This is a genomic window from Bradyrhizobium sp. 2S1 (assembly GCF_011516625.5).
Taxonomy (GTDB): domain Bacteria; phylum Pseudomonadota; class Alphaproteobacteria; order Rhizobiales; family Xanthobacteraceae; genus Bradyrhizobium; species Bradyrhizobium septentrionale.
The window spans coordinates 1681620-1707500 of record NZ_CP147717.1 but is presented as its reverse complement, the minus strand read 5'-3'; the positions used below and the strand labels follow the sequence as shown (position 1 = coordinate 1707500).

The window sequence follows — 25881 nt, the reverse complement described above, 5'->3', positions numbered from 1 at the left end:
CACAAGTTGCTTATGAAGGCCGTCAGGAAGCATGTGCAAGACGAATGGGCTCTGCTCTACATCGAACGCTGGCTAACAGCGCCGATGCAAGACAGAGACGGAGCGATCACCGCTCGCGACCGGGGCACACCCCAAGGCGGCGTGATCAGTCCCGTCCTTGCCAATTTGTTCTTGCATTATGCGTTCGATACATGGATGGCGCGGAACTTCCCGCAGTCGCCGTGGTGTCGATACGCGGACGACGGGCTCGTTCATTGCCGAACCAAGGCTGAAGCGGAAGCCATCAAGGCGGCGCTGCAAGCAAGGTTTAAGGAATGCGAACTCGAAATGCATCCCGACAAGACCAAGATCGTCTACTGCAAAGACAGCAATCGCCCGGGTAGCCATGCCAGTCAGTCATTTGACTTTCTGGGATTTACCTTTCGACCGCGCAGGGCAAGAAACCATCAGAAGAAAGAAAACTTCTGTACGTTCTCGCCAGCGGTCAGCAGGGCGGCGATGACGTCTATGCGTATGACGATCCGGCAGCTCCGCCTCAGGCTTCGCTCGCAGACGGAAGTCGACGCAATTGCCTTGGAACTGAACCCCGTCCTTCGTGGATGGAGGCAGTACTACGGCAGATATGGGCGGTCAGAAATGCACAACCTGTATCGATATGTCGACGAATCTCTTAACCGCTGGGCGCGACGCAAATACAAAGGGCTGAAGAATGGAAAAGTCAGAGCCTCCACCTGGCTCAGATTGATCCGCTGCCGCAGGCCGAAGCTGTTCGCTCATTGGGCGATGTTGAGTTCTGCCTCGTTACTTGTTGAGAGCCGTATGACGTGAGAGCGTCACGTACGGTTCGGAGAGCGGCTCCGGGTGCAACCCCCGGGGCCGACTCACCATGGCCAGGGCGCCTGCTTGTTCACCAAAAGACTCGAGAGAGGCAGGTTCATCTGGCCATCGGTTGCTGGTGAATCGGTAACGATCTCTCCGGCGCAGTTGAGCTATCTGTTGTCCGGGATCGATTGGCGCAACCCTCAAGAAACCCAGCGTCCGACGCGGGTCGGATAGTCGTTTTACAGAGCTGGCGCCGGTTGTTTGGACAGCGCCCCGCGGGATTTAAGTGGATTCCTGCCGGGTTATGCTGAACGCGGGGCCTTACGATTTTGTCGTTGCGTCGGGAGGGCGTAGCCCGACCAGAGCGACGACAAAATCGTCGGCGACGGTCATGCGGCCATCACCATAGCTTGCGTGCCGAAGTAAGCCTCGTCGGGCGTGCGCCCGTCAAGGCTCGAGTGAGGGCGTCCCTGATTGTAGAAGGCCAGATACTTGGCAATTGACGCTCGCGCCTCGGACACGCTGTCGTAGGCGCGGAGATAAACTTCTTCGTATTTGACCGTGCGCCAGAGCCGCTCGACAAACACGTTGTCGCGCCAGGCGCCCTTGCCGTCCATGCTGATGGCGATCTTCGCGTCCAGCAGCACATCGGTGAACTCGAGGCTGGTGAACTGGCTGCCCTGGTCCGTGTTGAAAATCTCGGGCCTGCCGTGCTTCGCCAACGCCTCCTGGACCGCTTCGACGCAGAAGGCCGCCTCCATTGTGATCGAGACGCGATGGGCCAGGACCCGTCGGCTGAACACATCGACGACCGCCGCGAGATAGACGAAGCCACGCCGCATCGGAATGTAGGTGATGTCCATTGCCCACGCCTGGTCGGGCCGCTCGATCTTCAATCCGCGCAACAGGTACGGGTAGATCTTGTGACCCGGTGCCGGCTTACTCGTGTTCGGGCGACGATAGACCGCCTCGATCCCCATGCGCTTCATCAGCGTCGCGATGTGGCGGCGACCGGCGTATACGCCCTCCCGCCGCAGCAACGATCGCTGCATACGCGCTCCCGCGAAGGGATAATCGAGATGCAGCTCATCGAGCCGACGCATCAAGGCAAGGTCCTCGGCCGAAACTGGCCGAGGTTCATAGTAGACCGTGCTGCGAGCCAGCTTCAGGACCTTCGCCTGGCGCACGATAGAAAGATCATGACCGCGGTCGATCATCGCTTTGCGCTCAGCAGGCCCGCCTTGGTGAGCGCGCCGGACAAAAAATCGTTTTCCAACGCCAGCTCGCCGATCTTGGCATGTAACGCCTTCAAATCGACCGGCGTCTCGGCCGACGCCTTGTCATGCCCAAACACGCCGGCGGCGCCTTCCAGGAGCTGGTTTTTCCAGATCGTGATCTGGTTCGGATGAACATCAAACAGTTGCGCCAGCTCCGCCAGCGTCTTGTCGCCTTTGACCGCAGCCAAAGCAACCTTCGCCTTGAATGCCGGAGAATGCATCCGGCGGCTCTTCTTCGTCATCTTCGCTCCTGATTCGCGGCAAGAATCCTCGCCGCTGTCAGGCAGAAAATCCACTCAAGCTACTGTCCGAATTTGCGGAGCCAGCTCTTACGGTTTGAATCTGCGGCTTGATCTGATTCAATGGCTCCATGATATCGAAGCCGGATGATCTTCCATCGGACCTTGTCAGTGCCCTGGCGGCGCTGCAGGCCGAGCGTGAGGCGCGACAGAAAGCCGAGGCGGAAGGCCGCCAACTGGCAGGCGCAAGCCGCGAATGCGCAGGCGAAACTGTCGGATACCGAGGCGCTGATCGCTCATCTCGAGTTGCGCATCGAGAAGCTGAAACGCGAACTGCACGGGCAGCGATCCGAGCGCTCGGCACGGCTGCTCGAGCAGTTGGAGTTGGAGCTCGAAGAACTCGTCACCACGGCGAGCGAGGATGAGCTTGCCGCACAGGCCGCAGCGGCGAAGACGCAGAACGTCCGCCCCTTCATGCGCAAGCGGCCGGTGCGCAAGCCATGGCCTGACGATATCGAACGCGAGCGCGTCGTCATTGAGACTCCAACGACCTGCGCCTGCTGCGGTGGATCGCGGCTGGCGAAGATCGGTGAGGATGTGACCAAGACGCTGGAGGAGATCCCGCGCCGCTTCAAGCTGATCGAGACGGTACGCGAGAAGTTCACCTGCCGCGATTGCGAGAAGATCAGCCAGCCGCCCGCGCCGTTCCATGCCATGCCGCGCGGCTTCATCGGCCCACAATTGCTGGCGACGATCCTGTTCGACAAGTTCGGCATGCATATCCCGCTCAACCGCCAGAGTGCGCGCTTTAAGGCCGAGGGGATCGACCTGCCGTTGTCGACGCTGGCCGACCAGGTCGGCCACGGGACCTTCGCCGTCATGCCGCTCTTCCACTTGATCGAACGCCACGTGCTCGCTGCCGAGCGCCTTCATGGCGACGACACCACCATCCGTATTCTGGCGAAGGGCAAGTGCACGACCGGGCGGATCTGGACTTATGTGCGGGATGACCGGCCGTTCGCCGGGCCTGCGCCGCCGGCAGCGGTCTATTACGCCTCGAGCGACCGACGAGGCGAGCATCCACAGAGACATCTGGCCGCCTTCGCCGGCATCTTGCAGGCGGATTGCTACAGCGGCTTCGAGCCGCTGTTCGACCCGCAGAAGAAGGCGCTGCCGATTACGCCGGCGTTTTGCGTGGCCCATGCGCGGCGGGGCTTCTTCGAGCTGGCTGATATCGAGAAAAATGCTCGGGAAGGCAAGAAAGGCAAACCGGTCTCCCCGATCGCGCTGGAGGCTGTCAGACGCCTCGATACGTTGTTCGAGATCGAGCGCGCCATCAACGGCCGCGGTGCCGGCGAGCGGCGTGCCGCTCGCCAGGAACAGAGTAAGTCACTTCTCGAGGACATGCATGCCTGGCTGCTCCGCGAGCGCGAAACCCTCTCGCGTTCCTCCGAGGTCCTGAAGCCGATTAACTACATGCTCAGGCGCTGGGACGGCTTCGCCCGCTTCCTCGACGACGGCAGGATCTGCTTGACCAACAATTGCGCTGAGCGCGCATTGAGAGGCATCGCCTTGGGAAGGCGCAACTGGACCTTCGCCGGCAGCCAGCGCGGCGCCGACCGTGCCGCCATCATGCTGACGATGATCACGACCTGTCGCCTCAACGACGTCGATCCCAAGGCCTGGCTCGCCGACGTCCTGGCCCGTATCGCCGATCATCCCGCATCGCGTCTGCACGAGCTCTTGCCCTGGGAATGGAAGCTCCTGCGCCAGGCCGACAAGCCAGCCAATCAGCAGGCCGCCTGACCTTCACCCTTCACCCAATGCCATCATAGACCTCGCCGTGCCCGCGCGCATGCGTCAATCAGGCGGCCTCCGTCGTATGCGTACTAAGGATAGGCATATGCCTATCCTCGAACACGGCGCCGACACGCTGCAGCGTGTCGAGATCATCACCGGGACGGGCCGACGTCGGCGCTGGTCGACCGATGCGAAGGCGGCGATTGTTGCGGAGAGTTTTGCGCCGGGTGCAAGCGTGTCCGCAGTGGCGCGGCGACACGACATCAGTCCAAGCCTGTTGTTTCTCTGGCGTCGCCAGGCTACGCGGGCGCAGGTCGCGGAGCGCGGGGACAGAGGCATGCCACCTGGCTTTGTGCCGGTCGCGATCACCGGCTGTGGGCGCCCGAGTGAGGAGCAGGCGGCGATCGAGATCGAGGTCGGCGCGAGGTGCTGGCGGCGGTCGGGACGGTTGGTCGATGATCGGGCTTCGGCGGCGGAAATCGACCGGCTGCGTCGCAATCCAGATCGACAACCCAGCTCGCGATTCGCATCCGTGTCAGGGGGACAGTCGACCGGGAGGCACTGTGCGGCATGGACTCGCTGGCGATGCTGGTGAGCGAGGCCTTTGGAGCCGATCCGTTCGACGGCGGACTTTATGTCTTTCCGCTCCAAGCGCCGAGATCTCGTGAAGATCCTGACTTGGGATGGAAGCGGCCTTGTCCTTTACTACAAAAGAATCGAGGGGCAGTTCACCTGGCCGCCGATCAAGGAAGGCGTCATGTCGCTATCTCATGCTCAGCTCTCGGTGCTGCTCGATGGCTCGGACTGGAAGCGTGTGCCGATGCGAGTTGTGGATCAGCCGATGCGAGCTGGTTGATCATTATCAAGAGTCGTTCGTCACTCATGCGGAGTTGTTGTAGAATCGCTCTGCATGAGTGATTTGCCTTCCGATCCAGCATTGCTCCGACAAGCCGTGATGACGCTATCGTCACGGCTTGCGGCGTTGTCGGAGGAATGCAGCACGCTGGCGACCGAGCGTGATGCAGCGATCGCCCAACGCGACGCTGCGATCCAGGAGAACGACAAGCTCCTGATGATCCTGTCCCAGTACAAGCGCACGATCTTCGGTCCGCGCTCCGAGACACTGGATATCGGACAGCTGTCTCTCTTCACCATCAGGGCACAGGCGGTTCGTGCCGCCGCCAACGACGACGTGACCGGAGGCAGGCTGCCTGACGGAGCGGAGGGCCGTGGAAAGCGACCGGCGCGACGCAACCGGGGGAAGCTTCCGGAGCATTTGCCGCGCATCGATGTCGTGATCGATATCGAGAGCCACATCTGCCCTTGCTGCGGCGAGCAGCTGCACAAGATCGGGGAGACCGTCAAGGAAGCCTTCGACGTCATTCCGATGCAGTACCGGGTCAAGCGCATCATGCGTCCACGGTACGGCTGCCGGGGATGCCGCCAGGGTGTTCTGCAGGCACCCGCGCCGGCCCAGGCGATCGACGGTGGAATGGTGACGGAAGCCTTGCTGGCCCACGTCGCGGTGATGAAATACGGCTACCAGCTGCCGCTGTATCGCCAGGAACAGATGTTTGCCGCCCAAGGCATCACGCTCGACCGGCAAACGCTGGCCTCGTGGATGGGCCGCGTCGCCTGGTGGCTGAAGCCGCTTCACGCGCTGTTGCGCCGCGCAGTGATGTCCTACCCGCGGCTGTTTGCCGACGAGACGCCGCTGCCAGTTCTCGATCCCGGCCGTGGCAGAACCAAAGTCTGCCAGTTCTGGGCGATCGCCACCGACGACCGCCCGTGGGGCGGCCCGGCGCCGCCGGCAGTAGTCTACGTGTTCGCCGAGGATCGCAAGGCAATCCGCGCCAGGCAGCTGTTTGGAGACTACGACGGCATCCTGCAGGTCGACGGCTACGCCGGGTACAAGGGGCTGATTAAAAACGGCGGCCGTCTGGTACAACTGGCGTTCTGCTTCGCGCATGCGCGGCGGAAGTTCTGGGACGTCCACATCGCGACGAAATCGCCGATTGCCGCGGAAGCGCTGCAGCGGATCGCGATGTTCTACGCCATTGAGGATCGCATTCGCGGTTTGCCGGCGACGCAGCGAGCTGCGGTGCGACAATCCGACACCAGACCGCTGATCGAGGACTTCAAGCCCTGGCTCGAGGCGCGACTGCTGGAAGTCTCGAAGAAATCCGGCCTTGGCAAGGCGATCCGCTACACCCTCAACCATTGGGATGGCCTGACGCGATTCATCGATGATGGGCGCATCGAGATCGACAGCAATACGGTCGAACGCAGCATCAAGCCGATCGGGCTGGGAAAGAAAAACTATCTGTTCGCAGGCAGTGAGGGCGGCGCCGAAACCTGGGCCGCTCTCGCATCACTCATCAACTCCGCAAAGCTTCACGACATCGACCCACGGCACTATCTTACTGATGTTCTCGAGCGCATCGTCTCCGGACGTACCAAGATCAATCAGCTGAACACGCTGCTGCCGTGGAATTGGAAAGCCGAGCGCGATGGTTCGGAGCCAAAGCTCGCCGCTTGATCAGTTCGACGGCACGGCGTCGGGAACTTCCTGCGCATCGCTGGCGTCGTCGTAGATCTCTTCGCGGATCACGCGCAGCGTTACCTCGTGCAGATACACTTGCAGCGCACCCTCCAGCTCGGTGAACTCGGGCAGCAGGACTCGATCAACGAAGCCCCGTGACGCACGGACCATCACCGTGTTACGTCGCTGTCGGCGATAACGAAACGGCCGCAGCCCATATCGGCGGCAAAGCGCCAGAAACAGGTGCCGAGACCACTGGTCGGGAAGTGAGAATTGCTGTTCGATCGGTGGATCGTGGCGAGCAAGTTCCTCGACCCGGGCCCGCACCCGCTGCAGCGCGGCTTCCGCTGCAAGGCGCTCACCAGCAGTTCCGGCCCCCACGAACAACGCCTCGATCTTCCGAAGCTTCTCGCGCAGCTGCGACTCGCTGGTCATTCTGATCCCCGTTGCCCGCTCCGAACCGGGATCAACCCATCACCGCGCGCCGGCGGCGTCAATCATCCCGACCGCGCTATCCAGAGCATTCCGCGCAAGTCAAGCCCAGGCACCCGTGATCCTCTCGTGACGCTCACTAATGATCGGGTGCGGCGCGCTTGCGATGAAACGTGTAGACGCCGCAGCGCGAGCAGAAGAAATGCTTCGCGCGATTGGTGTTCCAGACATAGATCGACAGCAGATCCTGGCCGCCGAGAATCACGAGCTCGCTTTCGTGGACCTTGGTCATGAGCGCGTTCCTGCGCCGGCACAGCGAGCAATCGCAGGTGGTCAGCTCGTCGATCTCAGCGTCGATCCGGAAGGTCACGGCGCCACAATGGCAGGATCCCTCGTAGCAGGGCATGTCTGTGGTTCCTCGCGGTTGATCGTGCAAGCATGTGCGCACCGGGCGGCGCGTCGCAACGATCGAATTGCACGAAGGACAATGTTTCGGCAGGGCCGCTGAAACGGACAGCAATCGAGCTCGCCCGCACGAGCCGCTCGTGACTCCTGATCAATCGTCCTTCGGGCCGCGAGCGCGGAGATCAACACTCCTTGAACAGTTTGTGATCATTCGGCCACGATTGATCGTCATCGTCTACGACCAAAGTTCATGGGCCGTTCATTTCGATTTCCGTACCTGTTCCACTCAAGAAGCTCGGCAAACCTGCCCCAACGAGGAGACTTCCATGCGTGAGATCGTCCGTCCCGTACTTGCCGCGCTGAGCGTCGCCTGCCTTTCGATCGCCGTGACCGCGGCGTCGAACAGCGGCGCATTCGCGCAGGCGAAGCAGCCGGCGCAAGCTGCGCCCGCCGCGCAGGCCGCGGCTCCGGCACAGGACCAGATCCCGCCGATCAAGCAGATCGCGCTGACCGACAAGCAGGTCGACGGCGCACTCACTGCTGCCAAGGAAATGGATCCGATCACCGCAAAGCTTTCCCAGGACGCCAAGCCCGATGCGAAGATCGTTGCCCAGCTCGAGGGCATCGCCAAGAAGAACGGCTTCGCCAGCTATGACGACTACAACAACGTGGTCGACAACATCTCGCTGGTGCTCGGCGGCTTCGATCCGCAGACCAAGAAGTATGTCGGGCCCGAGGCCGTGCTGAAGGCGCAGATCGCCGAGGTCCAGGCCGACAAGAAGATGTCGGCCAAGGACAAGAAGGACGCGCTCGCCGATCTCAACGAAGCCCTGAAGTCGCCGCCGCCCGCGGTCGAGAACAAGGGCAATATCGATCTCGTCACCAAGAGCTACGACAAGCTGATGGAAGAATTCGGCGGCAGCGACGACAACTGAGCTGTCACTGGAACCAAAAATGAGCCCCGGCGAAATTCTCCGGGGCTTTTTTTGTATCTCAAACCACGTTCGGCTCAGGTGCGCGTGCGCATCCGCATCATGAAGCTGTCGAACGAGAGCTCGGCGACCTGCATCCAGGCCAGCGACTCGTTGCGATAGGCGGCGAGGCTCGAGTACATCTTGCCAAAATGCGGATTGCTCTTGGCGAGATCGGCATAGATCTCGTTGGCCGCGCCGTAGCAGGCTTCCAGCACTTCCTGCGGGAACGGGCGCAGCTGCGCGCCGGCCACGATCAGGCGTTTTAGCGCCGGCGGATTGACCGCGTCATACTTGCCGGTCACCCAAGTGAAGGTGTCCTCGGACGCGGCTTGCACCGCCGCCTGATAGTGCTTCGGCAGCGCGTTCCATTTATCCTTGTTTATCACATTGTGGCCCTGGCCGGTGCCTTCCCACCAGCCGGGGTAATAGTAGAACTTGGCGACCTTGACGAAGCCGAGCTTCTCATCGTCGTACGGCCCGACCCATTCGGCGGCGTCGATGGTGCCTTTTTCCAGCGCCGGATAGATATCGCCGCCGGCGATCTGCTGCGGCACGCCGCCGACCTTGGCGATGATGGTGCCGGCGAAGCCGCCGACCCGGAATTTCAGCCCCTGGAAATCCGCCATCGACTTGATCTCCTTCCGGAACCAGCCGCCCATCTGGGCGCCGGTCGAGCCGGTCGGAATGCCGAGGCAATTGTATTCCTTGAGCAGGTCGTTGAGCAGATCGGTGCCGCCGCCCCACTGCAGCCAGGAAATATGCTGGCGGGTGTTGAGGCCGAACGGCAGCGACGTGCCGAACGTAAAGGCGGGATTCTTGCCCCAGTAGTAATACAGGGCAGTGTTGCCCATCTCGACCGTGCCGTTGGAGACGGCGTCCAGGACCTGCAAACCGGGCACGATCTCGCCGGAGGCGAAGGGCTGGATCTGGAAACGGTTGTCGGTGATCTCGGCGACGCGCTTGCAGAAGAATTCACAACCGCCATAGAGCGTATCGAGCGCTTTCGGCCAGCTAGCCGCGAGCCGCCATCTGACTTCGGGCATCGATTGTGCGACCGCCGGTGCCGCGACCGCCGTCGCAGCCAGGCCGACGCCGCCTGCTTTCAAGAATTCACGACGCTTCATGCAATTCCCTCCTGTTTGCCGATAGCTCGACAAGGGAACGATCTTGGTGTCGTCTTTTCTTCGCCGATCGATCGACGTTGCTGTGGTGAGTGTGTCCGGCGGCCCTGACGGGCTCTTGTCCGTGGAAATCCGAGTCTCTGGTTCCACCGGTCAGGATGATCGTTTGCCGGAGGAAATCAAGCGCCTGCCTTCATCGCAGGTGCGAAGGAAATCGGGCGCAGACGGATTTCGTCCGGCAGATCGCGGCGACGGACGCTGGCGCCCTTGCTGCGATCTGCTACGCAGGACAGGTGGATTGATGGGAGTTCGAAGACATGGCCGCCAAGAAAGTCGTGGTCGCCGGCGCGACCGGCCTCGTAGGCAGCGCCGCCTTGCGACACTTCGGCGCATCCGGAGATTGCGAGCGCATTGCGCTGTCGCGCCGCAAGCCGCGCGATCTCCACGGCGCGCGGTACGTGCCGATCGATCTCGCCAGCGCGGAGGATTGCAGCCGCGCCGCGGCCGAGCTCGGTGGCGCGACCCACCTGATCTATGCCGCGCTTTATGAAGCCCCGAGCCTGGTCGATGGCTGGCGCGATGCCGGGCAGATCGCAACCAACGACCGGATGCTGCGCAATCTGATGGGCGTGCTCGAGCCCGTCGCGCCCGATCTCAAGCATGTCGCGCTGCTGCAGGGCACCAAGGCCTATGGCGTGCACGTCCGGCCGCTCACGGTGCCGGCGCGCGAGGGCCGTTCGGAGATGTACGAGCAGCCGAATTTCTATTGGGCGCAGGAGAATTTCTTGCGCGAGCTGCAGTGGGGCAAGGACTGGCACTGGAGCATCCTGCGCCCGGTCTTGATCATCGGCGAAGCCATGGGCGGCGCGATGGACCTGATCCCGCCGCTCGGCGTCTATGCCGCGGTGCTGCGCGAGCAGGGCAGGCCGCTGGATTATCCCGGCGGCGCGCCGCGGGTCGCGCAGGCGGTCGACGTCGATCTCTTGGCGCGCGCGATCGCCTGGTCGGGCGATGCGGAGGCTGCGCGCAACGAGGCCTTCAACGTCACCAACGGCGACGTCTTCACCTGGGAGAATATCTGGCCGGCGGTATCAGATGCGCTTGAGATGGCGCCGGGCCGGCACGTGCCTTTGTCGCTGGCGCAGGAATATCCAAAATGGATCGCAGTATGGGACGAGCTGCGGAAGAAGCACGATCTGATCGCACCTGGCCTCGAAGACTTCGTCGGCCTGTCGTTCCAATATGCCGATTACAGCATGCGCTACGGGCAGACCGAGTCCGGCCCGCCCTCGATCGTCTCGACGGTGAAGATCAATCAGGCCGGCTTCACCGAGATGATGGATACGGAAGCGATGTTCCGCAAATGGTTCAAGCTGGCGAAGGCGAGCCGGCTGCTGCCGTAGTCATCAGGGCAACGCTCCAACCGCTCCCTCGCCCCGCTCTTGCGGGGAGAGGGCTGGGGTGAGGGGCCTCCATCCGGCGAGCACTTTGCTCCTTGTTGAGCGCCGCGCCTCGCCCCTCACCCGGATCGCATCTCCGATGCGATCCGACCTCTCCCCGCAAAGAGCGGGGAGAGGTGGAAGAGCTAGCGCGAGAACGCCTTCTCCATCGCCTTGCGCGTCTTGATCGTGTCGTTGGCCTCGTCGACCTCGACATCGCTCCAGCGCACCACGGCGCCGTGGGCGACGTCGTTCTTCAGCTTGACGCGATGCGCGAGCCCGATCGGTAGTGCGCCGGCGGCGAGGCTGGCGGCGGCTGGCATCAACTTGCCCCACACCGTGTAGCCGCCTTCGCCGTCGAGCATCTCGCCGGCGCGCAGGTTGCGTTTGGCCACCGCTGCGACGTCGCCGCGGAAGCCGCGCGGCTGTCCGGTCGGCTCGTTGCGCAGCGCCGCCGACAGCACGGAAATATTCAGCTCGAGCCCGATCAGATGATACGGCTTGTACATCGCGGCATAGCGGCCGGACGAATCGGTCTTGAGGCCATACTGCCTGAAGCAGTCCGCGGCATAGTCGTTCGGCGCCTCCAGCACCACATAGACGCCCCAGCGCAGATCGCGGAACACCGGGCGGCCGTCGCGCTCCAGCGACGACACCACCTCGACGATGCCGGATTTCTCCAGCACGCCGCCCTTGTCGCGCGGCCGCATCACATGCGGCAGATCGTCGACGCCGCAGGGCGGAAACAGCAATCCCTCCGAGGGAACATCGAGCGTGCAGGCATTGGCGATCGCCGCCATCTCGATCGCCGATTTGGTGCCGTCGAGGAAGGAGTTGAACATCTGCGGGTTCATGCCGGCAGATTGCGCCTCGCCGGCGGTCAGCCCGTAATGCTGCCACACGCCTTCCGGCGTCACGTCATGATAGGCCGGCAGGTACTTCGTGCCCTTGCCGGCGGCGACGACGCGAAAGCCGGTCGCGCGCGCCCAGTCGACCATCTCCGCCGTCAGTGCCGGCTGGTCGCCATAGGCGAGCGAATAGACCACGCCGGCCTTGCGCGCCTCTTCGGCGAGCAGCGGCCCCGCCAGCACGTCGGCCTCGACATTGACCATCACGACATGCTTGCCGGCGGCGATCGCCGCGCGGGCATGACGGATGCCGACGGCGGGATTGCCGGTCGCTTCCACCACGACATCGAACGCGCCGCCGGCGATCGCGCGCGCGCCGTCGTCGTCGGTGAAGGTGGTTGCGCCGATCCGCGCGTCGTCCCAGCCGACCGTCCGGCACGCCTCGCGCGCGCGGTCACGGTCGAGGTCGACGATCACAGGCACCTCGAGCCCCGGCGTGTGCGGCACCTGCGACAGGAACATCGAGCCGAATTTTCCGGCGCCGATCAGGGCGACGCGAACTGGCTTGCCGGCGGCGGCGCGAGTTTTGAGGAGGTGATGCAGGTTCATGAAAAGTGTCCGGGATCGTTGTCGTGTCCAGGACGCGGTGCGGCACGACGTGCTGCTCCGCAGAGCCGGGACCCATGGAGGAAGTTGAACTAGAGTGTGGGCCCCGGCTCAGCAGCGCATCGCTTTGCGCTGCGCTGCGTCCGGGGCACGAACGTGTCTTACTCCGCCGCCTGCCGTGGTGCACGGGCGAGCCGCAGCAGCGCGTCGTCGGCCACGGTCTGGATCGGCGTGAAGTCGCGGTGCGCGATGTACTCCGGCCGCGTCGGGGTGCGGATGTAGTTAGAGACCGCATTCAGCGTCAGGTACACGATCTTGCGGGGGTAGGGCGTGATGTTGCCGCTCGAGCCGTGCACCAGATTGCCGTGGAACATCAGCGTGCCGCCGGGCTTGCCGGTCGGGGCGACGATGCCGCCCTGCTTCACGAGGCGGGTCACCGTCTCTTCGTCCAGCGTCCACAGCGGGTATGACGTGGTCTCGAGATCGTGCGACGCCTTCAGGTCGCCCGCGGTCTGGCTCTGCGGCACCAGCATCAAGGGGCCGTTGATCGGCATCACCTCGTCGAGGAAGATCGCGATGTTCATCGCGCGCGGCTCCGGCATGCCGTCGTCGCGCTTCCAGGTGCCGTAATCCTGGTGCCATTGCCAGACGTCGCCGGTGAAGGCCGCCTTCGCATTGATCTTGAACTGGTGCATGTAGACCTTCTCGCCGAACAGCTGCTCGATCGGGTCGATCATGCGCGGATGCGCGCCGAGCAGGCCGAACGCCTCGTTGTAGAGATACGCGGCGAAGGCGGTACGCGGTGCGCCGCTCTTCTCGCGCCAGACCTCGGGACGGTTGGCGTCATAGATCGAGACCGCCTCGCGCGCGAGGAAGTCGACCTCTTCCTGGCTGAACAGCTCGGGCAGGAACAGCCAGCCTTCGCGATGAAAAAATTCGACCTGCTCTGGGGTCAGTTTCATGGTGCTTTCCTCCTTGCTTGTTGTTGTCATTCCGGGGCGATGCGACAGCATCGAACCCGGAATCTCGAGGTTCCCCGATGCGCAATTGCGCATCTGTGGTTCGCTACGCGCCCCGGAACGACGGCGCATCTAAGCCGCCACGTCGATCGCTCTCAGCTTCTCTTCCGTCATCCGTCCGGCAGTCTGCGCATGTGCCAGCGCTGCGCCTTCTGCGGCTGCTGCATTGCCGGAGAAAACATGCGCGGCGATGTTCTCGTGTTCGGTCCAGGCGCTGCCGCGGTAATCCAGCTCGGCGAGCACGGTCGCCATCGAGCGGCGCATATGCGGCCATTGCGGCGCGATCATTTCCTCGATCGCGGAATTGCCGGCGAGCCGATAGATCGCGCTGTGGAAGTCGACATCGAGCGCGATCAGGCGTGCCAGCGGCACGCTGTCGTCGATCGTGCGTCCGGCTTCGAGCGAGGCTTCGAGCTGCGCGCGTGCAACGGAATCCTCTTTCACGCGCCTCGCGGCGAGCCGCGCCGCCAGCGCATCGATGGCGCCGCGGACCTCATAGAGCTCGCGGATGCGCCGCGGATCGAGCTGCGTCACCTCGAAGCCGCGCTTGCCGCTCTCTGCGACGAGGCCCTGGCGATGCAATAGATGCAGCGCATGCGAGATCGGCTGGCGCGAGACGCCGAGCTTCTCGGCAAGCTCGTTCTGGGTGATGCGCTGGCCGGGCAGCAGCGTGCGGTCGATGATCGCTTCGAGCAACCGGCCGTAGACCTGGTCGATCAGGTTCGGAAGCGGGTCCAACGGGATCATGCGATCAATCCAAATTGGAATACGGAATTCTGTGTTCGAAAGAGAAGCTACCGCGGGTTGCAGGAGCGGTCAAGGCTCCAGTTTGTGCTGGCGCTAAGTGACTGAGAACGGGATGATTTTGCGAAGCACGGGACCCGCAAGGCTGATGTTCGTCGCAGCAATGGTCGACCTCCGGACGCTCGACCACGGACCAGAAAGTGTCCGCGATGTCTCCGAACACCCGTCCGCCATCTCCCCGGTCTGAACAGTGGGGGAGGGTGGGGTGGCCCCGGGCGCAGGCGCGAACGATGAACTGCCGGTGCGTCGATCGGCAGCAGAAACGTCCATTTGTTCGAGTCCGCTACTTCGCCTTGCCGAGATCCATCAGCATCCGTGTCATCAGATAGAGCCGCGGCACGATCGAGTTTGTGTCGATGTATTCGTCGCGGGCGTGATAGCCCCAGCCGGCGAGGCCGAAGCTTTCGACCACGATGGCCTTGCCGCTGCGCGCGGCGTAGCCCGCGTCGGTCGCGCCGCCCGTCATCTCGGCGATATCCAGCTTACGGTCGAGCTCGGCGTAGATCGCCTGTCCCTCTTTCGCGAGCGCGCGGCCGCGATCGTTGGCCACGAAGGGCGGGCGGCCCGCGGCGACCTTCACCGTCACTTCGGTGTCGGCGATCAGTTTGTTCTTCACCTTCTCGTCGAGCGCGGCCTGCAGTTTCTCGACTCCATCAGGAATGGTGAGGCGGATGTCGGCGCCTGCGCTGGCGTGGTCGGGAATCTGGTTGCGCACGGTGCCGGCCTTTGCGGTGGTCCAGTTCAGCTGCGTGCCCGGTATCGATTTCGCGACGTCCTGGGTCTGCAGCAATTGATGCGCCAGCTCGATCAGCGCGTTGCGGCCGAGCTGCGGCGCGGCGCCGGCATGCGAGGCCTTGCCCTTGACATCCATTGTGCCGGTGGCGGTGCCGCTGGCGCCGAGCAGCAGGCTTTCGTTCCTGGCGACCGGCGGCGCGACCGTGGGCTCGCAGGACAGCACCACATCGTGCAGGTCGGCGAGCTCGGCGATGATCTCGCCGGAACCGATCGAGCCGACCTCTTCATCCGGATTGAACGACACGGTGAGCTTGGCATAGTCGCGCCAGCCCGCATCGTTCAGGATCTTGAGCGAATGCAGGATGACGGCGATGCCGCCCTTGTCGTCGGCAATGCCTGGCCCGTAGATCCTGTTGCCGTCGACCTTGTAGGGCTGGGTGTCGAGGATGCCGTGCTCATAGACGGTGTCCATATGCGCGATCAGCATCAGCTTCTTGCTGCCGCTGCCTTCAAAGGTGCCGATCACCATGTCGGCGCCGGCGCCGCGCGTGGTCTTGCGTCGCTCGGTCTTGGCGCCGAGCGCCTTCAGTCGCGCTTCGGTGTAGTCCGCCATCTTCTTCAGGCCCTCGACATCGCTGGAGCCTGACTCGATCAGAACCATGTCGTGCAGGCTTTCGATCACGGCCGGCTGGGCCTGCTCGGCGGCCGCGCGCAGCTTTTCATCTGCAGCGGCAAAGGCGGGGGACGAGGCGAGGGCGAGCGAGAACACGCCGGCCGACGCGAGCAATTTGATGGACAGTTTCATGATTGTCCTCCCTTAGTGGCGCGGGAAAACGATAGCATCACGACCCTTCAGCCTCCAGCCGCGTCAATTGCGATCGAGCACCTCGACATCGAGTGTTTCGATGTCGGCTGCATCGGCGGTCGCATCGATCGCCGCGATCCTGTCGCCTGAAATCGTAACCCGCAGCACGACGCGCAGCGCGCCGCCGAAGACGACGGCAACGCCGATCGCGCCGTCGACCAGCGCCGCACTCGCCGCCTGTGCGCGTCCCTTGAAGCTTTCGGCGACCGCTGCGGCGCCGCGGATCACCGGCAGCGAGCCGAGCCGTTGCGCGGCCTGATCGGCGCGGACCACGACGTCGGGCGCGAGCGAGCAGCGCTTCGAAATCGCCGTTGCGGGACGCGGCGAGGAAGGCCTCGACGATACCGCGCTGCCGGCCGAGATCGGTATCCGGCGCGGGCGGCGCGCCCTGCACGCGGCGCCGGGCGCGGCTGGCGAGTTGCCGCGCGGCGGCCGGCGTGCGGCCGACAATCGGTGCGATCTCCTCGAACGGCACCGCGAACATGTCGTGCAGCACGAAGGCCAGCCGCTCCGCCGGCGCCAGCGTTTCCAGCACCACGAGCAGCGCTGCGCCGACGGAATCGGCCATCTCGGTCTCGCGCTCGGACGGATTGTCTGCGACCGGTTCCGGCACGTGCGGGCCGATCGGCTCCTCGCGGCGCGATTTACGCGAGCGGAGCATGTCGAGGCAGATGCGGGCGATCACCGTGGTCAGCCATCCCCCGAGATTGTCGACCGCAGCAGTGTCGGTACGGCCGAGCCGCAGCCAGGCTTCCTGCACGGCATCGTCGACCTCGGCGGTCGAGCCCAGCATGCGGTAGGCCGCGGCCCGCAAGCGCGGCCGGTTGGCCTCGAACTGCTCGGTGAGAGAATTTTTCTCGTCCATCGGTCACATTCCCTTTGTCCGCTCCGTCATGGCGATGACGAACGAAAGTGGGCCGATGTGACAGCAGATCGGCGCGGCGACGTCAAAAAGCAAATCAGGAGAGTGACATGATGAAAGCCCGCATGAACCACCCGGTGATGGTTGTTCCCGATGCCATGAAGGCGCTGCAGGCGCTCAGCGAGAGCACCAAACAGGCTTTGCCGGAAAAGCTGCTCGAGCTGGTCCATCTGCGCGCCAGCCAGATCAATGGTTGCAGCGTCTGCGTCGACATGCACCCAAAACTCGCCCGCCGCGCCGGCGAGACCGACGAGCGGCTGTTCGCGGTCGGCGCCTGGCGCGACACGCCCTATTTCACCGACGCCGAGCGCGCCGCGTTGGCGCTGACGGAAGCGGTGACCCGGCTCAGCGACCGCGAGGATCCGGTGACCGACGCGGTGTGGGACGAGGCCGCGAAGCATTACAACGAGCAGCAGCTGGCATCCCTGGTGCTGGGGATCGCGGCGATCAACGTCTGGAACCGGCTGAACGTCGCCGTGCGCCAGCCGGTTGGAGTGTGGAAGGTGTGAGTAAATCTCTTGCCGCGCAGGCGGTGCACCCTCTCCCCTTGTGGGAGAGGGTGGCGCGATAAGCGCAGCGGCATCGCGCCGGGTGAGGGGTTCTCTCCGCGGAGACAGACCCCTCACCCGGATCGCATTTCGCTTTGCTGCATGCGACATAGCCGAAGCTGCGCTTCGGCGTTCTTGAGAACGGCCGCCGTAGGCGGCCTATGCCACTCCCACAAGGGGAGAGGTGCACTGCCTACGCCGCCAGAAACTCCAGCACGATCTCGCAGTATCTTTGCGGCGCCTGCTCGAACATCGGATGCGTGGTGCCCGGGATCATCTCGGTGCGTGCGCCCTTCACATTGGCGGCGAGGGCGTGCAGCACCTTCGGCAGCATTGTTGGCGCCGCCGATGAACAACGTTGGCGTCTTGATCGCTTCCGCGTCTGCTTTCGAGAACGGCGGGCGCTGGTCGCGGGTCTGGCCGATCAGCGTCGTCGCGTTGTCGCGCAGCAGTTGCTTGGAGGTTGCCGGAAGCCGCTTCCAGGCGCCGGGACCTTCGAGCGCGTCCAGGAAGATCTGCAAGCCGCCATCGATGTCGCCTCCGGCAATCACGTCGGCTGAGGCCGCGATCCGCGCCGCAAGCGGCGAGGGGCCGGGCTGGAAGTCGGGATCGAGCGTGCCGTCGAGCTCGCCGCCGGGCTCGGCCAGGACGAGCTTGCGCAGCAGGTCCGGCCGCCGCTGTGCGGCACGGAAGCAGATGTGGCCGCCGCGGGAATGCCCCATCAGGTCGACCGGCCTGGTGTCGAATTGCTCGATGAAGGCGATCACGTCGTCGACATGCTGGGCGATCGAATAGGTGTCGCCGACGCCGTCCCAATGCACCGGGAAGAAATGCCGCAGGCTGACCGCGATCACCCGGTGCCGGCGCGTCAGCGGACCGAGCACCGCCGACCAGATCCGGAAATCGCACAGCGAGCCGTGCACGCAGACCAGCGGCGGGCCCTCTCCGATATCGAGATAAGGCATGTCGAAACCGTTGACGGGGAGGCTGTGCATTTGGGGGCTCGCGAACGGGGCAGATGTTGTTGATTTGGCCCAAGTTCCCACGGAATTCGGGTGGATAGCAATATTCTCCCAGCCTAGATTTCAGGTCAGCAGTAGGCTCGCGCGTGAGCCCAAGGGAATTTCTGGAGCGAGCCATGACCGGCCAGCATTTTGCAATCTTCGAGACCATGATCGGCGCCTGCGGCGTCGTCTGGGGCGAGCACGGCGTCACCGGCGTGCAGCTGCCGATGGGCACCGAGGAGAAGACCCGCAAGCGGATTTTTCAGCGCAATGGCGACGTCACCGAGGCGGCGCCGCCGGCCGAGGTGCAGCACGCGATCGACGGCATGATCGAGCTGCTCGCCGGCAAGCCGAACGACCTCGCCGACATCGTGCTCGATCTCGACGGCGTGCCGGAATTCAACCGCGGCGTCTACGACATCGCGCGGAAGATTCCGCCGGGCAAGACCGTGACCTATGGCGATATCGCCAAGCAGCTCGGCGGCGTTGAGCTGTCGCGCGACGTCGGCCAGGCGCTCGGCCGCAACCCGTGCCCGATCGTGGTGCCCTGCCACCGCGTGCTGGCGGCCGGCAACAAGCCGGGCGGCTTCTCGGCCAATGGCGGCGTGGTGACCAAGCTGAAGATGCTGCAGATTGAAGGCGCGGTCGTGAACCACACACCGAGCCTGTTTGATTGAGGCACCGGTCTTTCCGGGCTCCCTCTCCCCGTTCTTCACGGGGAGAGGGTTGGGGTGAGGTGCTCTATCCGCGGGGCGGTATGCGCTGAGCGACCTGTACCCCCTCACCCGGATGGCATCTGCGATGCCATCCGACCTCTCCCCGCAAGCGCAGGGCTGTCCGGGGAAATTCAACCATAGCAGAGTTCCATCTGGTTGAGGGGCGTTCTGCATTTGCGGCGGCTAGGAGCCCGTCCAGATATGTTTTCGTGACGGGCATTTGTTGTAGAGTAGCAGGCTCAGGCTGCGTTTGCGAGGTTGAACAGCTTGAGGAGGTTATGGACGGTGCAGATCATTGTCCACTCGGCGCGCACTTTCTCGATGCCCCGCAACAGGAACTGGCGGAAGCCTCTTGCCTGTTTGATCTGCCCGAACACCGGCTCCACCACTTGCTTTCGCAATCGGTAGGGTGTTTCGAAGCCGCCATCGTCGATCTTCTTTCGCATGGCCTGTGTCAGCGGGCCGCCGACTTTTCCGTTCGCTACTGTCGGGTGCTTGGCGCGTCCGGGCGCGACATAGCCATCGATGCTGCGTGTGTCGAGCGCTTCGAGATTGGCTTCGCTGCAGTAGCCGGAATCCGCTGAGGCCTGCCGCGGCTTGCGGCCAAGATTGCTCTCGATGGCCTCGATCAGGGGCACCAACTGGCCCTGATCGCTGCCGTGCTGGGTCAGTTCTTGCGCGACAATGATCTGGGCATGTGCATCGACGGCCGCCTGGGCATTATAGGCCTGAACGAAGCCATCCTTCGACTTCATGATGCGGCTTTCCGGATCGGTGAAGTTGCGTTGCGCCTTGGGATTGGGTTCCTCCGATGGCAGCGCCGCCGGTTTGCCCGGCTTCTTGCGGCCTTCGGCCTGGCGCTGCTGTTCCTTTTCGGCCTCGATGCGGCGCTCTTCCTCCGCCGCCAGTTTGGCGTCCGCTTCCAGCGCCGCCATCGCTTGCTGGATCTTCGCCAGCCGTTTCTGCTTGTCGACGGTCCAGTCCGGCAGTTCGTCGCTGTTGCCGAAAGTCTCATCCTCCGAGGCATCCGCCGCCTCGGCGGCCGCCAGCATGCGAGCGACCTCGGCCTTCAATTCCGCCTCGCGCTTCTTCATGCGCTCATAACTCATCGCCTTGTGTTTCGACGCGTTCGCCTTGATCTTCGTACCATCCAGCGCGACATGACCGAGCTTGACCAGCCCGGCCGTCTCGCACAACTTCAGAACCTGCACGAATAGCGCGCCGAGCGCCTTCAAATGTCGCTTGCGAAAGTCGCTGATCGTCCGAAAATCCGGCGCATCCAGCGCCACGATCATCACAAAATCGTTCCGCTCCCGGCAGGCCTTGGCAATCCGACGCGACGAATACAGCCCACTCGCATAGCTATGCAGCAGCAGCGCCACCATCATCCGCGGATCAAACGGCGGCTGCCCAAGCCCGCTCACATAGCTGCCCATGATCTCCCTGAGATCGAGGCTCTCCCGCACCAGATCAACCATAAACCGCGAGACATGGCCTTTCGGCACGAAGTCCTGCACATTCGGCGGCAGAAGCAGCGTCTGATCGATGTTCCAAGGCCGAAAATACTTGCTCATCGCCCAATGTTGAATCAGACCCGACCAGATTTGAACAGCGACTATCCAGACAAGCTCCTAGGACGCGCCCAGCTCGACGAAGGTCTCGCTGCATTTGCGGGCACGATCAATCCGCACTCACCGAAGCAGCTTGTCCCAGCTTCCCAGATCTTCGCCTGGCTCGCCGATGAAGACGCGAGTGGCGAAAGGCCTCACGGCAACGACCAGCAATAGTGCAAGGTGTCGTGCATAAACCTTTGTATATGAGTGTTGCCATTTTGTTACGGAGGTCTTGGCCCGACACACACTACGCTCTAGGCTGGTAGTGCAAGTGGTTTGCACGCGAGCGTGCAGTTGAGAGAGAGGGGACACTGGGATGAGAAAGTTCTTAGCCGCCGCTGTCAGTTTCGCGGCAATTGCCATGGCCGCCGCACCTGCATCGGCCGCCGACATGGCCGTCAAGGCCCCGCCTCCGGCTCCGCTGCCGGTGATCTACAACTGGAGCGGCTTCTACATAGGCGCCAACGGCGGCTGGGGACAGAGCCGGAATTGCTGGGATTTCGTGGGGGTGGCCGGTACGGTCATCGGTGACGGCTGCCGCGAGCGGTCAGGAGGCCTCGTCGGCGGGCAGATCGGCTACCGTTGGCAGGCCAATCAGTGGGTGTTCGGCCTGGAAGCCCAGGGGGATTGGGCTGATCTCAGCAGCCAGCGTGTCAGTATTATCGCTCCGGCGTTCTCGACCCGCACGACAACGGACGGCATCGGGCTTTTCACCGGCCAGATCGGCTACGCCTGGAACGCCTCACTGTTGTACGTGAAGGGCGGCGCGGCGGTCACAAGCAATCGTTTCAGCATCCTTAGCACGCTTACCGGCGCCGAACTGGCCTCCGCAAGCGCGACCCGCTGGGGTGGGACCGTGGGTGTGGGCTGGGAGTACGGCTTTGCACCAAATTGGTCTGCCGGTATTGAATACGACCACCTGTTCATGGGGGACGCGAACAATTCGTTCTCTGTCGCCAATCCGATTGTTGCCGGTGCGCTCAATCGGATCAGCCAAGACGTCGATATGGTCACCTTGCGCATCAACTACCGCTTCGGCGGTTACGGCGCAGCGAGATACTGACCTCGTCCTATTCCAACTTTTCCCGTAAACTGGGCCGGCAGAAATGCCGGCCGATTTTGTTGGAGGGAATATGTCTGAAGAACCCGTCAGACGGGCGATCCGACCGCAATCGAACCGCCGCCAGGCTGCTGCCGTGGTTGCAGCTTCAGGCGAGGCAACACGTCTGCCTAGACGCGCCCAGCTCGACGAAGGTCTCGCTGTATTGCGGGCACGATCAATCCGCACGTCCCAAGGCAACTCATTCCGCCGTCCCGCATCCAAGCTTGGCATATTGATGAACAATGAAATGCTGAGCGAGATACAGGTCCCGACCGGACGCCGATCACCAAGTTCCGAAGCCGGACCAGCCGAACTGCCCTCGTCGTGCCGCCAGAAGCATCTGCGGTTGGACGTTTCGCCTCGGTCGAGCCGCAACATGCAACTTCTTGCGTTGTCGCTTGCGATCGACGGTTTCAGGCGGGCGTGTATCCGGCAGCATCGCGAAAGAATTCGCCACCCCCGGGCTCTGTGCGACGGTAACGGGCGATTCGGTCACATCCGACGAAGTTGCGACCTCGGTCGGCTCGGCCACGGGCGCAGTGGCGACGATCACCGGCGATCGGGTATCGAAGTCAACACGCTCGGGCCATTTGCGATCCGAGTGGATACGTATGGCCGGCCGGTTCGCAGCCGCCTGATCGACGGTCGGGGCTCTCGGCAGCGAATAATCTGCAACAAAGAGCAGTGCGAGCAACACTGCTCCGACCTTCCAGAGATATGCCGCCAGTGGCATGCCGGTCGCTCCGGTGCGCCCCGAACCATTGACCTTGGGCTCGTCCTGTTTCGTCGTCTATCGAGCCGCACGGCGGCGACTGGAACCGGTTCTGGCTCACTTTGCCCGCGCCATCATCATTGCCCATCGTGCTCTGTTAATAGACACCGCGCCGCACGGCGCGCCGTGTTTGGCGGAAATCGCGACGGTCGACACGACGCGCAGTCACGCGGGCGCGCCGGTACGTGATGGCCTGCGCTTGATCAACGCTTAACTCCACGCCGCGCGGTGTCACCTGCGGCGAGACCGGAACGGTCGCCAACATCACCGCTGCAAACAGCAGTCCGATAAGTGAGAAAGCTCTCATTGCACCTACTCCCTGTTGTCACATTGGGTAGACGGCAAAGGCTGTCTGGTCTGTGTGCCTATTGTCGACAACTGTTATAGGCAATCTGATAGATCGGCGGAGTGTTGATCTAGGTCAATCATTAATACTCTTTCGTCTGAGCAGATCGCAAAAAGGCGGCCGAGAAAGCCGCCTCTTTCGCGATGCGTAGGTGGGGCCCCTACTGACAGAAATACATCTGACCGTCGTCAAGTTTAATTGCGCCACCCGGCGTGCATTTAATGCTGTTACGCGCCGAGTAATCATCCCATCCGGAATAACCGTAGTAGGGGCTATGTCCGTGGTAAGCTGCATGTTTCGCGGGATCGTGAGCACGGATTTCAGGGGATCGTGAGCAGAGATTTCAGACGATCGTGAGCACGGATTTCGCGGGATCGTGAGCAGCTTTTCAGCGGCTCAGCCCGCTTCGGCCGACAACTCAACCGGCTTAGGAACTGCCTCGTCAGTGAACGAGGAAGGCCGATGCCCACCCAGAGATTGTCGATGCGCCGGATCAAAGAGGTTCTCCGCTTAAAACATGTTCAAGGCTTGCCGGAGCGAGCCATCGCGCGCACCCTGGGCATCAGCAACGGAGCCGTGCACAGCTATCTGCGCCGAGCCGGGGCTGCCGGACTGAACTGGCCGTTGCCGGTCGGAATGACCGACGAAGACCTGGAGCTGCTGCTTTTCCCTGCGCCGAGGCCTGCGTCACAGAGCCCACAGCGGCCCGTTCCCGACTGGGGCTATGTCGACAAGGAGCTGCGCCGGCGCAACGTGACCCGCCGGCTGCTGTGGGACGAGTATCGCGCCAGCCATCCCGATGGATTCGGCTACACATGGTTCTGCACGACCTACGAGGCCTGGAAGGGGCGAGCCCGGCCTTCGATGCGGCAGACCCATCTGGGCGGCGAGAAGGTTTTCGTGGATTTCGCCGGCGACACCATCGACGTCATCGCCCCCTCAAGTGGGGAAGTGCAGTCGATGAAGCTGTTCGTCGCAGCGATGGGCGCCTCCAACTATACCTACGCCGAGGCCTGCCCAAGCGAGGGGCTCGCCGACTGGATCCGGGTCCACATCAACCTTTTCGCCTTCCTCGGCGGCGCGCCGACATTCGTGGTCTGCGACAATCTCAAGGCCGCCGTCACCAATCCCGACCGCCACGATCCTGGCCTCAACCGAACCTATGCCGAGATGGCGAGCCATTACGGCACGGCCATTCTCGCAGCCCGGCCGCGGCGCCCAAAAGATAAGGCAAAGGTCGAAGTTGCGGTGCAAGTCGCCCAGAGATGGATTTTGGCGCGGCTGCGCAACCAACGCTTCTTTTCGTTGGCGGAGCTGAACGCAGCCATCAAAATACTCGTCGTCGAACTCAATGCCCGGCAGATGCGCGACTTTGGCGCCAGCCGCGCCGAACTGTTCTCCGAACTCGACAAGCCCAAGCTCACAAAGCTGCCGGATCAGGCTTACGCTTTCGCGCGCTGGAAGCGATGCCGGGTCGGCCCCGACTATCATATCGAGATCGATGGACACTGGTATTCCACGCCATATCGGCTCATCCGTGAGCTTGTCGATGCCCGCATCGACGACAGGACGGTCGAGATCTTCCACAACGGCCGCAGGATCGCCAGCCACGCCCGCGCGCCCAACCGGCGGGGCCACACCACCACCGCCGACCACATGCCCAGCGCCCATCGGCGCTACGGCCAATGGACGCCCGCCGGAGTGATCGCCGCCGGCGAGCGGATCGGTCCGTCGACCGCCGCCTTCTTCCAGGCCGTGATCGCGGCCCGGCCGCATCCCGAGCAAGGCTTTCGCACCTGCCTCGGCATTCTGTCGCTGGCCAAAAGCTACAGCGCCGAGCGCGTCGACGCGGCCTGCCGGCGCGGCATTCTGATCAAGGCGCGATCCGTCGCCTCGATCCGCTCCATCCTCCAGAACGGCCTGGATCGCACCTTTCTCGACGAGCCCTCCGAACCCCAACCCCTGCGCCACGGCAACATCCGCGGCCGGGATTATTTCCACTGAAGCCAAGGAGACCTGTATGCTCACCCATCCCACCCACGAACGCCTGATCGAGCTCGGCTTGAGCGGCATGGCCAAGGCCTTCGAGGAGCAGCGACGATCACCTGATCTCGAAGCCTTGCCGTTCGAAGATCGCATCGGCCTGCTGGTCGACCGGGAAGCCGCGGAACGCGACACCAGGCGGCTCACTACGCGCCTCAAGCTGGCCGCGCTCCGCCAGAATGCTTGCTTGGAGGACGTCGATTTGCGCACGCCGCGGGGTATCGACCGGGCCGTCTTCGCCAAGCTGGTCAGCGGCGACTGGATCGATCGCCACGAGAATTTGCTCATAACCGGAGCGACCGGATTGGGCAAAAGTTGGTTAGCCTGTGCCCTCGGCCACAAGGCCTGCCGCGACAATCGCTCGGTTCTCTATCATCGCGTCCCAAGATTGTTCGAAGCGTTGGCACTCGCGCGGGGGGATGGACGTTATGCCCGCTTGCTCAAAACCCTTGGCCGCGCCCAGCTTCTGATTTTGGACGATTGGGGATTGTCAGTGCTCACCGCTGCCGAACGGCGCGATCTACTGGAAGTCCTTGAGGACCGCCATGGCCGCGCCTCCACCATCGTAACCAGCCAACTCCCTGTGGACACATGGCACGAAGTTATCGGAGACCCAACCTACGCCGACGCTGTCCTCGATCGCCTCGTCCATAACGCTCACCGCCTCCAGCTTGCCGGCGAAAGCATGCGAAAACGCAACGCCAGAACCATCACCCTTGACGAGCAGCCAGAACGCTGACTCTATCACCGCCTCGGCCGGAGCGGGCTGCTCACGATCGTCTGAATTCGCCGCTCATGATCGCGCGAAATCGCTGCTCACCATCACTGAAATATGCAGTAAGCCCTGTGGACGTAGTGAGCTTGCCCAAAGTAAGGATCAGTTTGGG

24 protein-coding genes and 2 pseudogenes (1 of these 26 cut by a window edge) are annotated in these 25881 nt (G+C 63.2%); 14 read left to right on the top strand and 12 right to left on the bottom strand.

Annotated elements, in window-relative coordinates:
- Nucleotides 1-828: the 3' portion of a group II intron reverse transcriptase/maturase gene (gene ltrA, locus HAP54_RS08215; RefSeq protein WP_166306448.1), read on the top strand. The gene continues 399 nt to the left of window position 1, outside the view; only the last 828 of its 1227 coding nucleotides appear in the window; its start codon lies beyond the left edge, outside the window; it ends in the stop codon at nt 826-828.
- A 33-nt stretch (nt 829-861) separates the two neighbouring features.
- Nucleotides 862-1056: an IS66 family insertion sequence element accessory protein TnpB gene (gene tnpB, locus HAP54_RS08210; protein WP_166293650.1), complete on the top strand. Its 195-nt coding sequence runs from the start codon at nt 862-864 to the stop codon at nt 1054-1056.
- Nucleotides 1057-1211: 155 nt separating this feature from the next.
- Here tnpB (HAP54_RS08210) and HAP54_RS08205 read toward each other — a convergent pair.
- Nucleotides 1212-2341, bottom strand: a protein-coding gene (locus HAP54_RS08205; protein ID WP_166204126.1) for an IS3-like element ISRj2 family transposase whose coding sequence is annotated in 2 segments (ribosomal slippage) — nt 1212-2089 and nt 2089-2341 — 1131 coding nt in all. Because the reading frame shifts where the segments join, the coding sequence is not laid out codon by codon here.
- 128 nt (nt 2342-2469) lie between these two features.
- Between HAP54_RS08205 and tnpC (HAP54_RS08200) the strand changes: the two genes are divergently transcribed.
- The 4 genes from tnpC (HAP54_RS08200) (at nt 2470) to tnpC (HAP54_RS08185) (ending at nt 6677) form a co-directional block, all read left to right on the top strand.
- Nucleotides 2470-4144, top strand: a protein-coding gene (gene tnpC, locus HAP54_RS08200) for an IS66 family transposase (RefSeq protein ID WP_224741332.1) whose coding sequence is annotated in 2 segments (ribosomal slippage) — nt 2470-2582 and nt 2581-4144 — 1677 coding nt in all. Because the reading frame shifts where the segments join, the coding sequence is not laid out codon by codon here.
- Between the two features lie 49 nt (nt 4145-4193).
- Nucleotides 4194-4733 (top strand): IS66-like element accessory protein TnpA, encoded by a 540-nt coding sequence (gene tnpA / locus HAP54_RS08195; RefSeq protein ID WP_414646186.1) that lies wholly within the window; start codon nt 4194-4196, stop codon nt 4731-4733.
- A 39-nt stretch (nt 4734-4772) separates the two neighbouring features.
- The gene (gene tnpB, locus HAP54_RS08190; RefSeq protein WP_224741333.1) at nt 4773-4994 is read left to right on the top strand and encodes an IS66 family insertion sequence element accessory protein TnpB; all 222 of its coding nucleotides are present in this window, start codon (nt 4773-4775) and stop codon (nt 4992-4994) included.
- A gap of 99 nt (nt 4995-5093) precedes the next feature.
- Nucleotides 5094-6677 (top strand): IS66 family transposase, encoded by a 1584-nt coding sequence (gene tnpC, locus HAP54_RS08185; RefSeq protein ID WP_166307564.1) that lies wholly within the window; start codon nt 5094-5096, stop codon nt 6675-6677.
- On the opposite strand, the gene HAP54_RS08180 is transcribed toward tnpC (HAP54_RS08185), so the two are convergent.
- Nucleotides 6678-7115, bottom strand: coding sequence for a hypothetical protein (locus HAP54_RS08180; protein WP_166202962.1), 438 nt, complete (start codon nt 7113-7115; stop codon nt 6678-6680).
- A gap of 136 nt (nt 7116-7251) precedes the next feature.
- Nucleotides 7252-7518, bottom strand: coding sequence for a GFA family protein (locus HAP54_RS08175; RefSeq protein ID WP_166299344.1), 267 nt, complete (start codon nt 7516-7518; stop codon nt 7252-7254).
- Nucleotides 7519-7843: 325 nt separating this feature from the next.
- On the opposite strand from HAP54_RS08175, the gene HAP54_RS08170 reads away from it, so the two are divergent.
- On the top strand, nt 7844-8452 hold the full coding sequence (locus HAP54_RS08170; RefSeq protein ID WP_166299343.1) for a hypothetical protein: 609 nt from the start codon (nt 7844-7846) through the stop codon (nt 8450-8452).
- Nucleotides 8453-8526: 74 nt separating this feature from the next.
- Here HAP54_RS08170 and HAP54_RS08165 read toward each other — a convergent pair whose 3' ends face one another.
- A complete protein-coding gene (locus HAP54_RS08165; RefSeq protein ID WP_166299342.1) occupies nt 8527-9615 on the bottom strand; it encodes a TRAP transporter substrate-binding protein in 1089 nt (362 codons plus the stop codon).
- A gap of 314 nt (nt 9616-9929) precedes the next feature.
- On the opposite strand from HAP54_RS08165, the gene HAP54_RS08160 reads away from it, so the two are divergent.
- Nucleotides 9930-11015: an NAD-dependent epimerase/dehydratase family protein gene (locus HAP54_RS08160; protein WP_166299341.1), complete on the top strand. Its 1086-nt coding sequence runs from the start codon at nt 9930-9932 to the stop codon at nt 11013-11015.
- A 182-nt stretch (nt 11016-11197) separates the two neighbouring features.
- Here HAP54_RS08160 and HAP54_RS08155 read toward each other — a convergent pair whose 3' ends face one another.
- The 5 genes and pseudogenes from HAP54_RS08155 to HAP54_RS08135 all read right to left on the bottom strand — a co-directional run bounded on the left by HAP54_RS08155 (nt 11198) and on the right by HAP54_RS08135 (nt 16793).
- Nucleotides 11198-12508, bottom strand: a complete 1311-nt coding sequence (locus tag HAP54_RS08155; protein WP_166299340.1) for an NAD(P)H-dependent oxidoreductase — start codon at nt 12506-12508, stop codon at nt 11198-11200.
- 158 nt (nt 12509-12666) lie between these two features.
- A complete protein-coding gene (locus tag HAP54_RS08150) occupies nt 12667-13467 on the bottom strand; it encodes a phytanoyl-CoA dioxygenase family protein (protein ID WP_166299339.1) in 801 nt (266 codons plus the stop codon).
- Between the two features lie 129 nt (nt 13468-13596).
- Nucleotides 13597-14271 (bottom strand): GntR family transcriptional regulator, encoded by a 675-nt coding sequence (locus HAP54_RS08145; RefSeq protein ID WP_166299338.1) that lies wholly within the window; start codon nt 14269-14271, stop codon nt 13597-13599.
- A gap of 340 nt (nt 14272-14611) precedes the next feature.
- The gene (locus HAP54_RS08140) at nt 14612-15868 is read right to left on the bottom strand and encodes a M20/M25/M40 family metallo-hydrolase (RefSeq protein WP_166299337.1); all 1257 of its coding nucleotides are present in this window, start codon (nt 15866-15868) and stop codon (nt 14612-14614) included.
- A 63-nt stretch (nt 15869-15931) separates the two neighbouring features.
- Nucleotides 15932-16793: pseudogene (locus tag HAP54_RS08135) on the bottom strand (sigma-70 family RNA polymerase sigma factor).
- 110 nt (nt 16794-16903) lie between these two features.
- Here HAP54_RS08135 and HAP54_RS08130 point away from each other — a divergent pair.
- The gene (locus HAP54_RS08130; protein ID WP_166307562.1) at nt 16904-17359 is read left to right on the top strand and encodes a carboxymuconolactone decarboxylase family protein; all 456 of its coding nucleotides are present in this window, start codon (nt 16904-16906) and stop codon (nt 17357-17359) included.
- A gap of 232 nt (nt 17360-17591) precedes the next feature.
- On the opposite strand, the pseudogene HAP54_RS08125 reads toward HAP54_RS08130, so the two are convergent.
- Nucleotides 17592-18393 (bottom strand): annotated as a pseudogene (locus HAP54_RS08125) (alpha/beta fold hydrolase).
- Between the two features lie 143 nt (nt 18394-18536).
- On the opposite strand from HAP54_RS08125, the gene HAP54_RS08120 reads away from it, so the two are divergent.
- Nucleotides 18537-19079: a methylated-DNA--[protein]-cysteine S-methyltransferase gene (locus tag HAP54_RS08120; protein ID WP_166299336.1), complete on the top strand. Its 543-nt coding sequence runs from the start codon at nt 18537-18539 to the stop codon at nt 19077-19079.
- Nucleotides 19080-19357: 278 nt separating this feature from the next.
- On the opposite strand, the gene HAP54_RS08115 is transcribed toward HAP54_RS08120, so the two are convergent.
- Nucleotides 19358-20692, bottom strand: a complete 1335-nt coding sequence (locus tag HAP54_RS08115; protein WP_166202952.1) for an IS1182 family transposase — start codon at nt 20690-20692, stop codon at nt 19358-19360.
- Nucleotides 20693-21047: 355 nt separating this feature from the next.
- Between HAP54_RS08115 and HAP54_RS08110 the strand changes: the two genes are divergently transcribed.
- Nucleotides 21048-21794 carry an outer membrane protein gene (locus tag HAP54_RS08110; RefSeq protein ID WP_166212950.1) on the top strand — a complete coding sequence of 249 codons (747 nt, stop codon included), beginning with the start codon at nt 21048-21050 and terminating at the stop codon, nt 21792-21794.
- A 322-nt stretch (nt 21795-22116) separates the two neighbouring features.
- On the opposite strand, the gene HAP54_RS08105 is transcribed toward HAP54_RS08110, so the two are convergent.
- Nucleotides 22117-22566, bottom strand: a complete 450-nt coding sequence (locus HAP54_RS08105; protein ID WP_166299335.1) for a hypothetical protein — start codon at nt 22564-22566, stop codon at nt 22117-22119.
- Between HAP54_RS08105 and HAP54_RS08100 the strand changes: the two genes are divergently transcribed.
- The 3 genes from HAP54_RS08100 (at nt 22565) to istB (ending at nt 25733) form a co-directional block, all read left to right on the top strand.
- Nucleotides 22565-22819: a hypothetical protein gene (locus HAP54_RS08100; RefSeq protein ID WP_166212954.1), complete on the top strand. Its 255-nt coding sequence runs from the start codon at nt 22565-22567 to the stop codon at nt 22817-22819. The genes HAP54_RS08105 and HAP54_RS08100 overlap by 2 nt on opposite strands.
- Nucleotides 22820-23413: 594 nt before the next feature.
- Nucleotides 23414-24955, top strand: a complete 1542-nt coding sequence (istA, locus tag HAP54_RS08095; protein WP_166217180.1) for an IS21 family transposase — start codon at nt 23414-23416, stop codon at nt 24953-24955.
- 16 nt (nt 24956-24971) lie between these two features.
- Nucleotides 24972-25733 (top strand): IS21-like element helper ATPase IstB, encoded by a 762-nt coding sequence (istB, locus tag HAP54_RS08090; RefSeq protein ID WP_029085260.1) that lies wholly within the window; start codon nt 24972-24974, stop codon nt 25731-25733.
- The last annotated feature ends 148 nt before the right edge of the window (nt 25734-25881 follow it).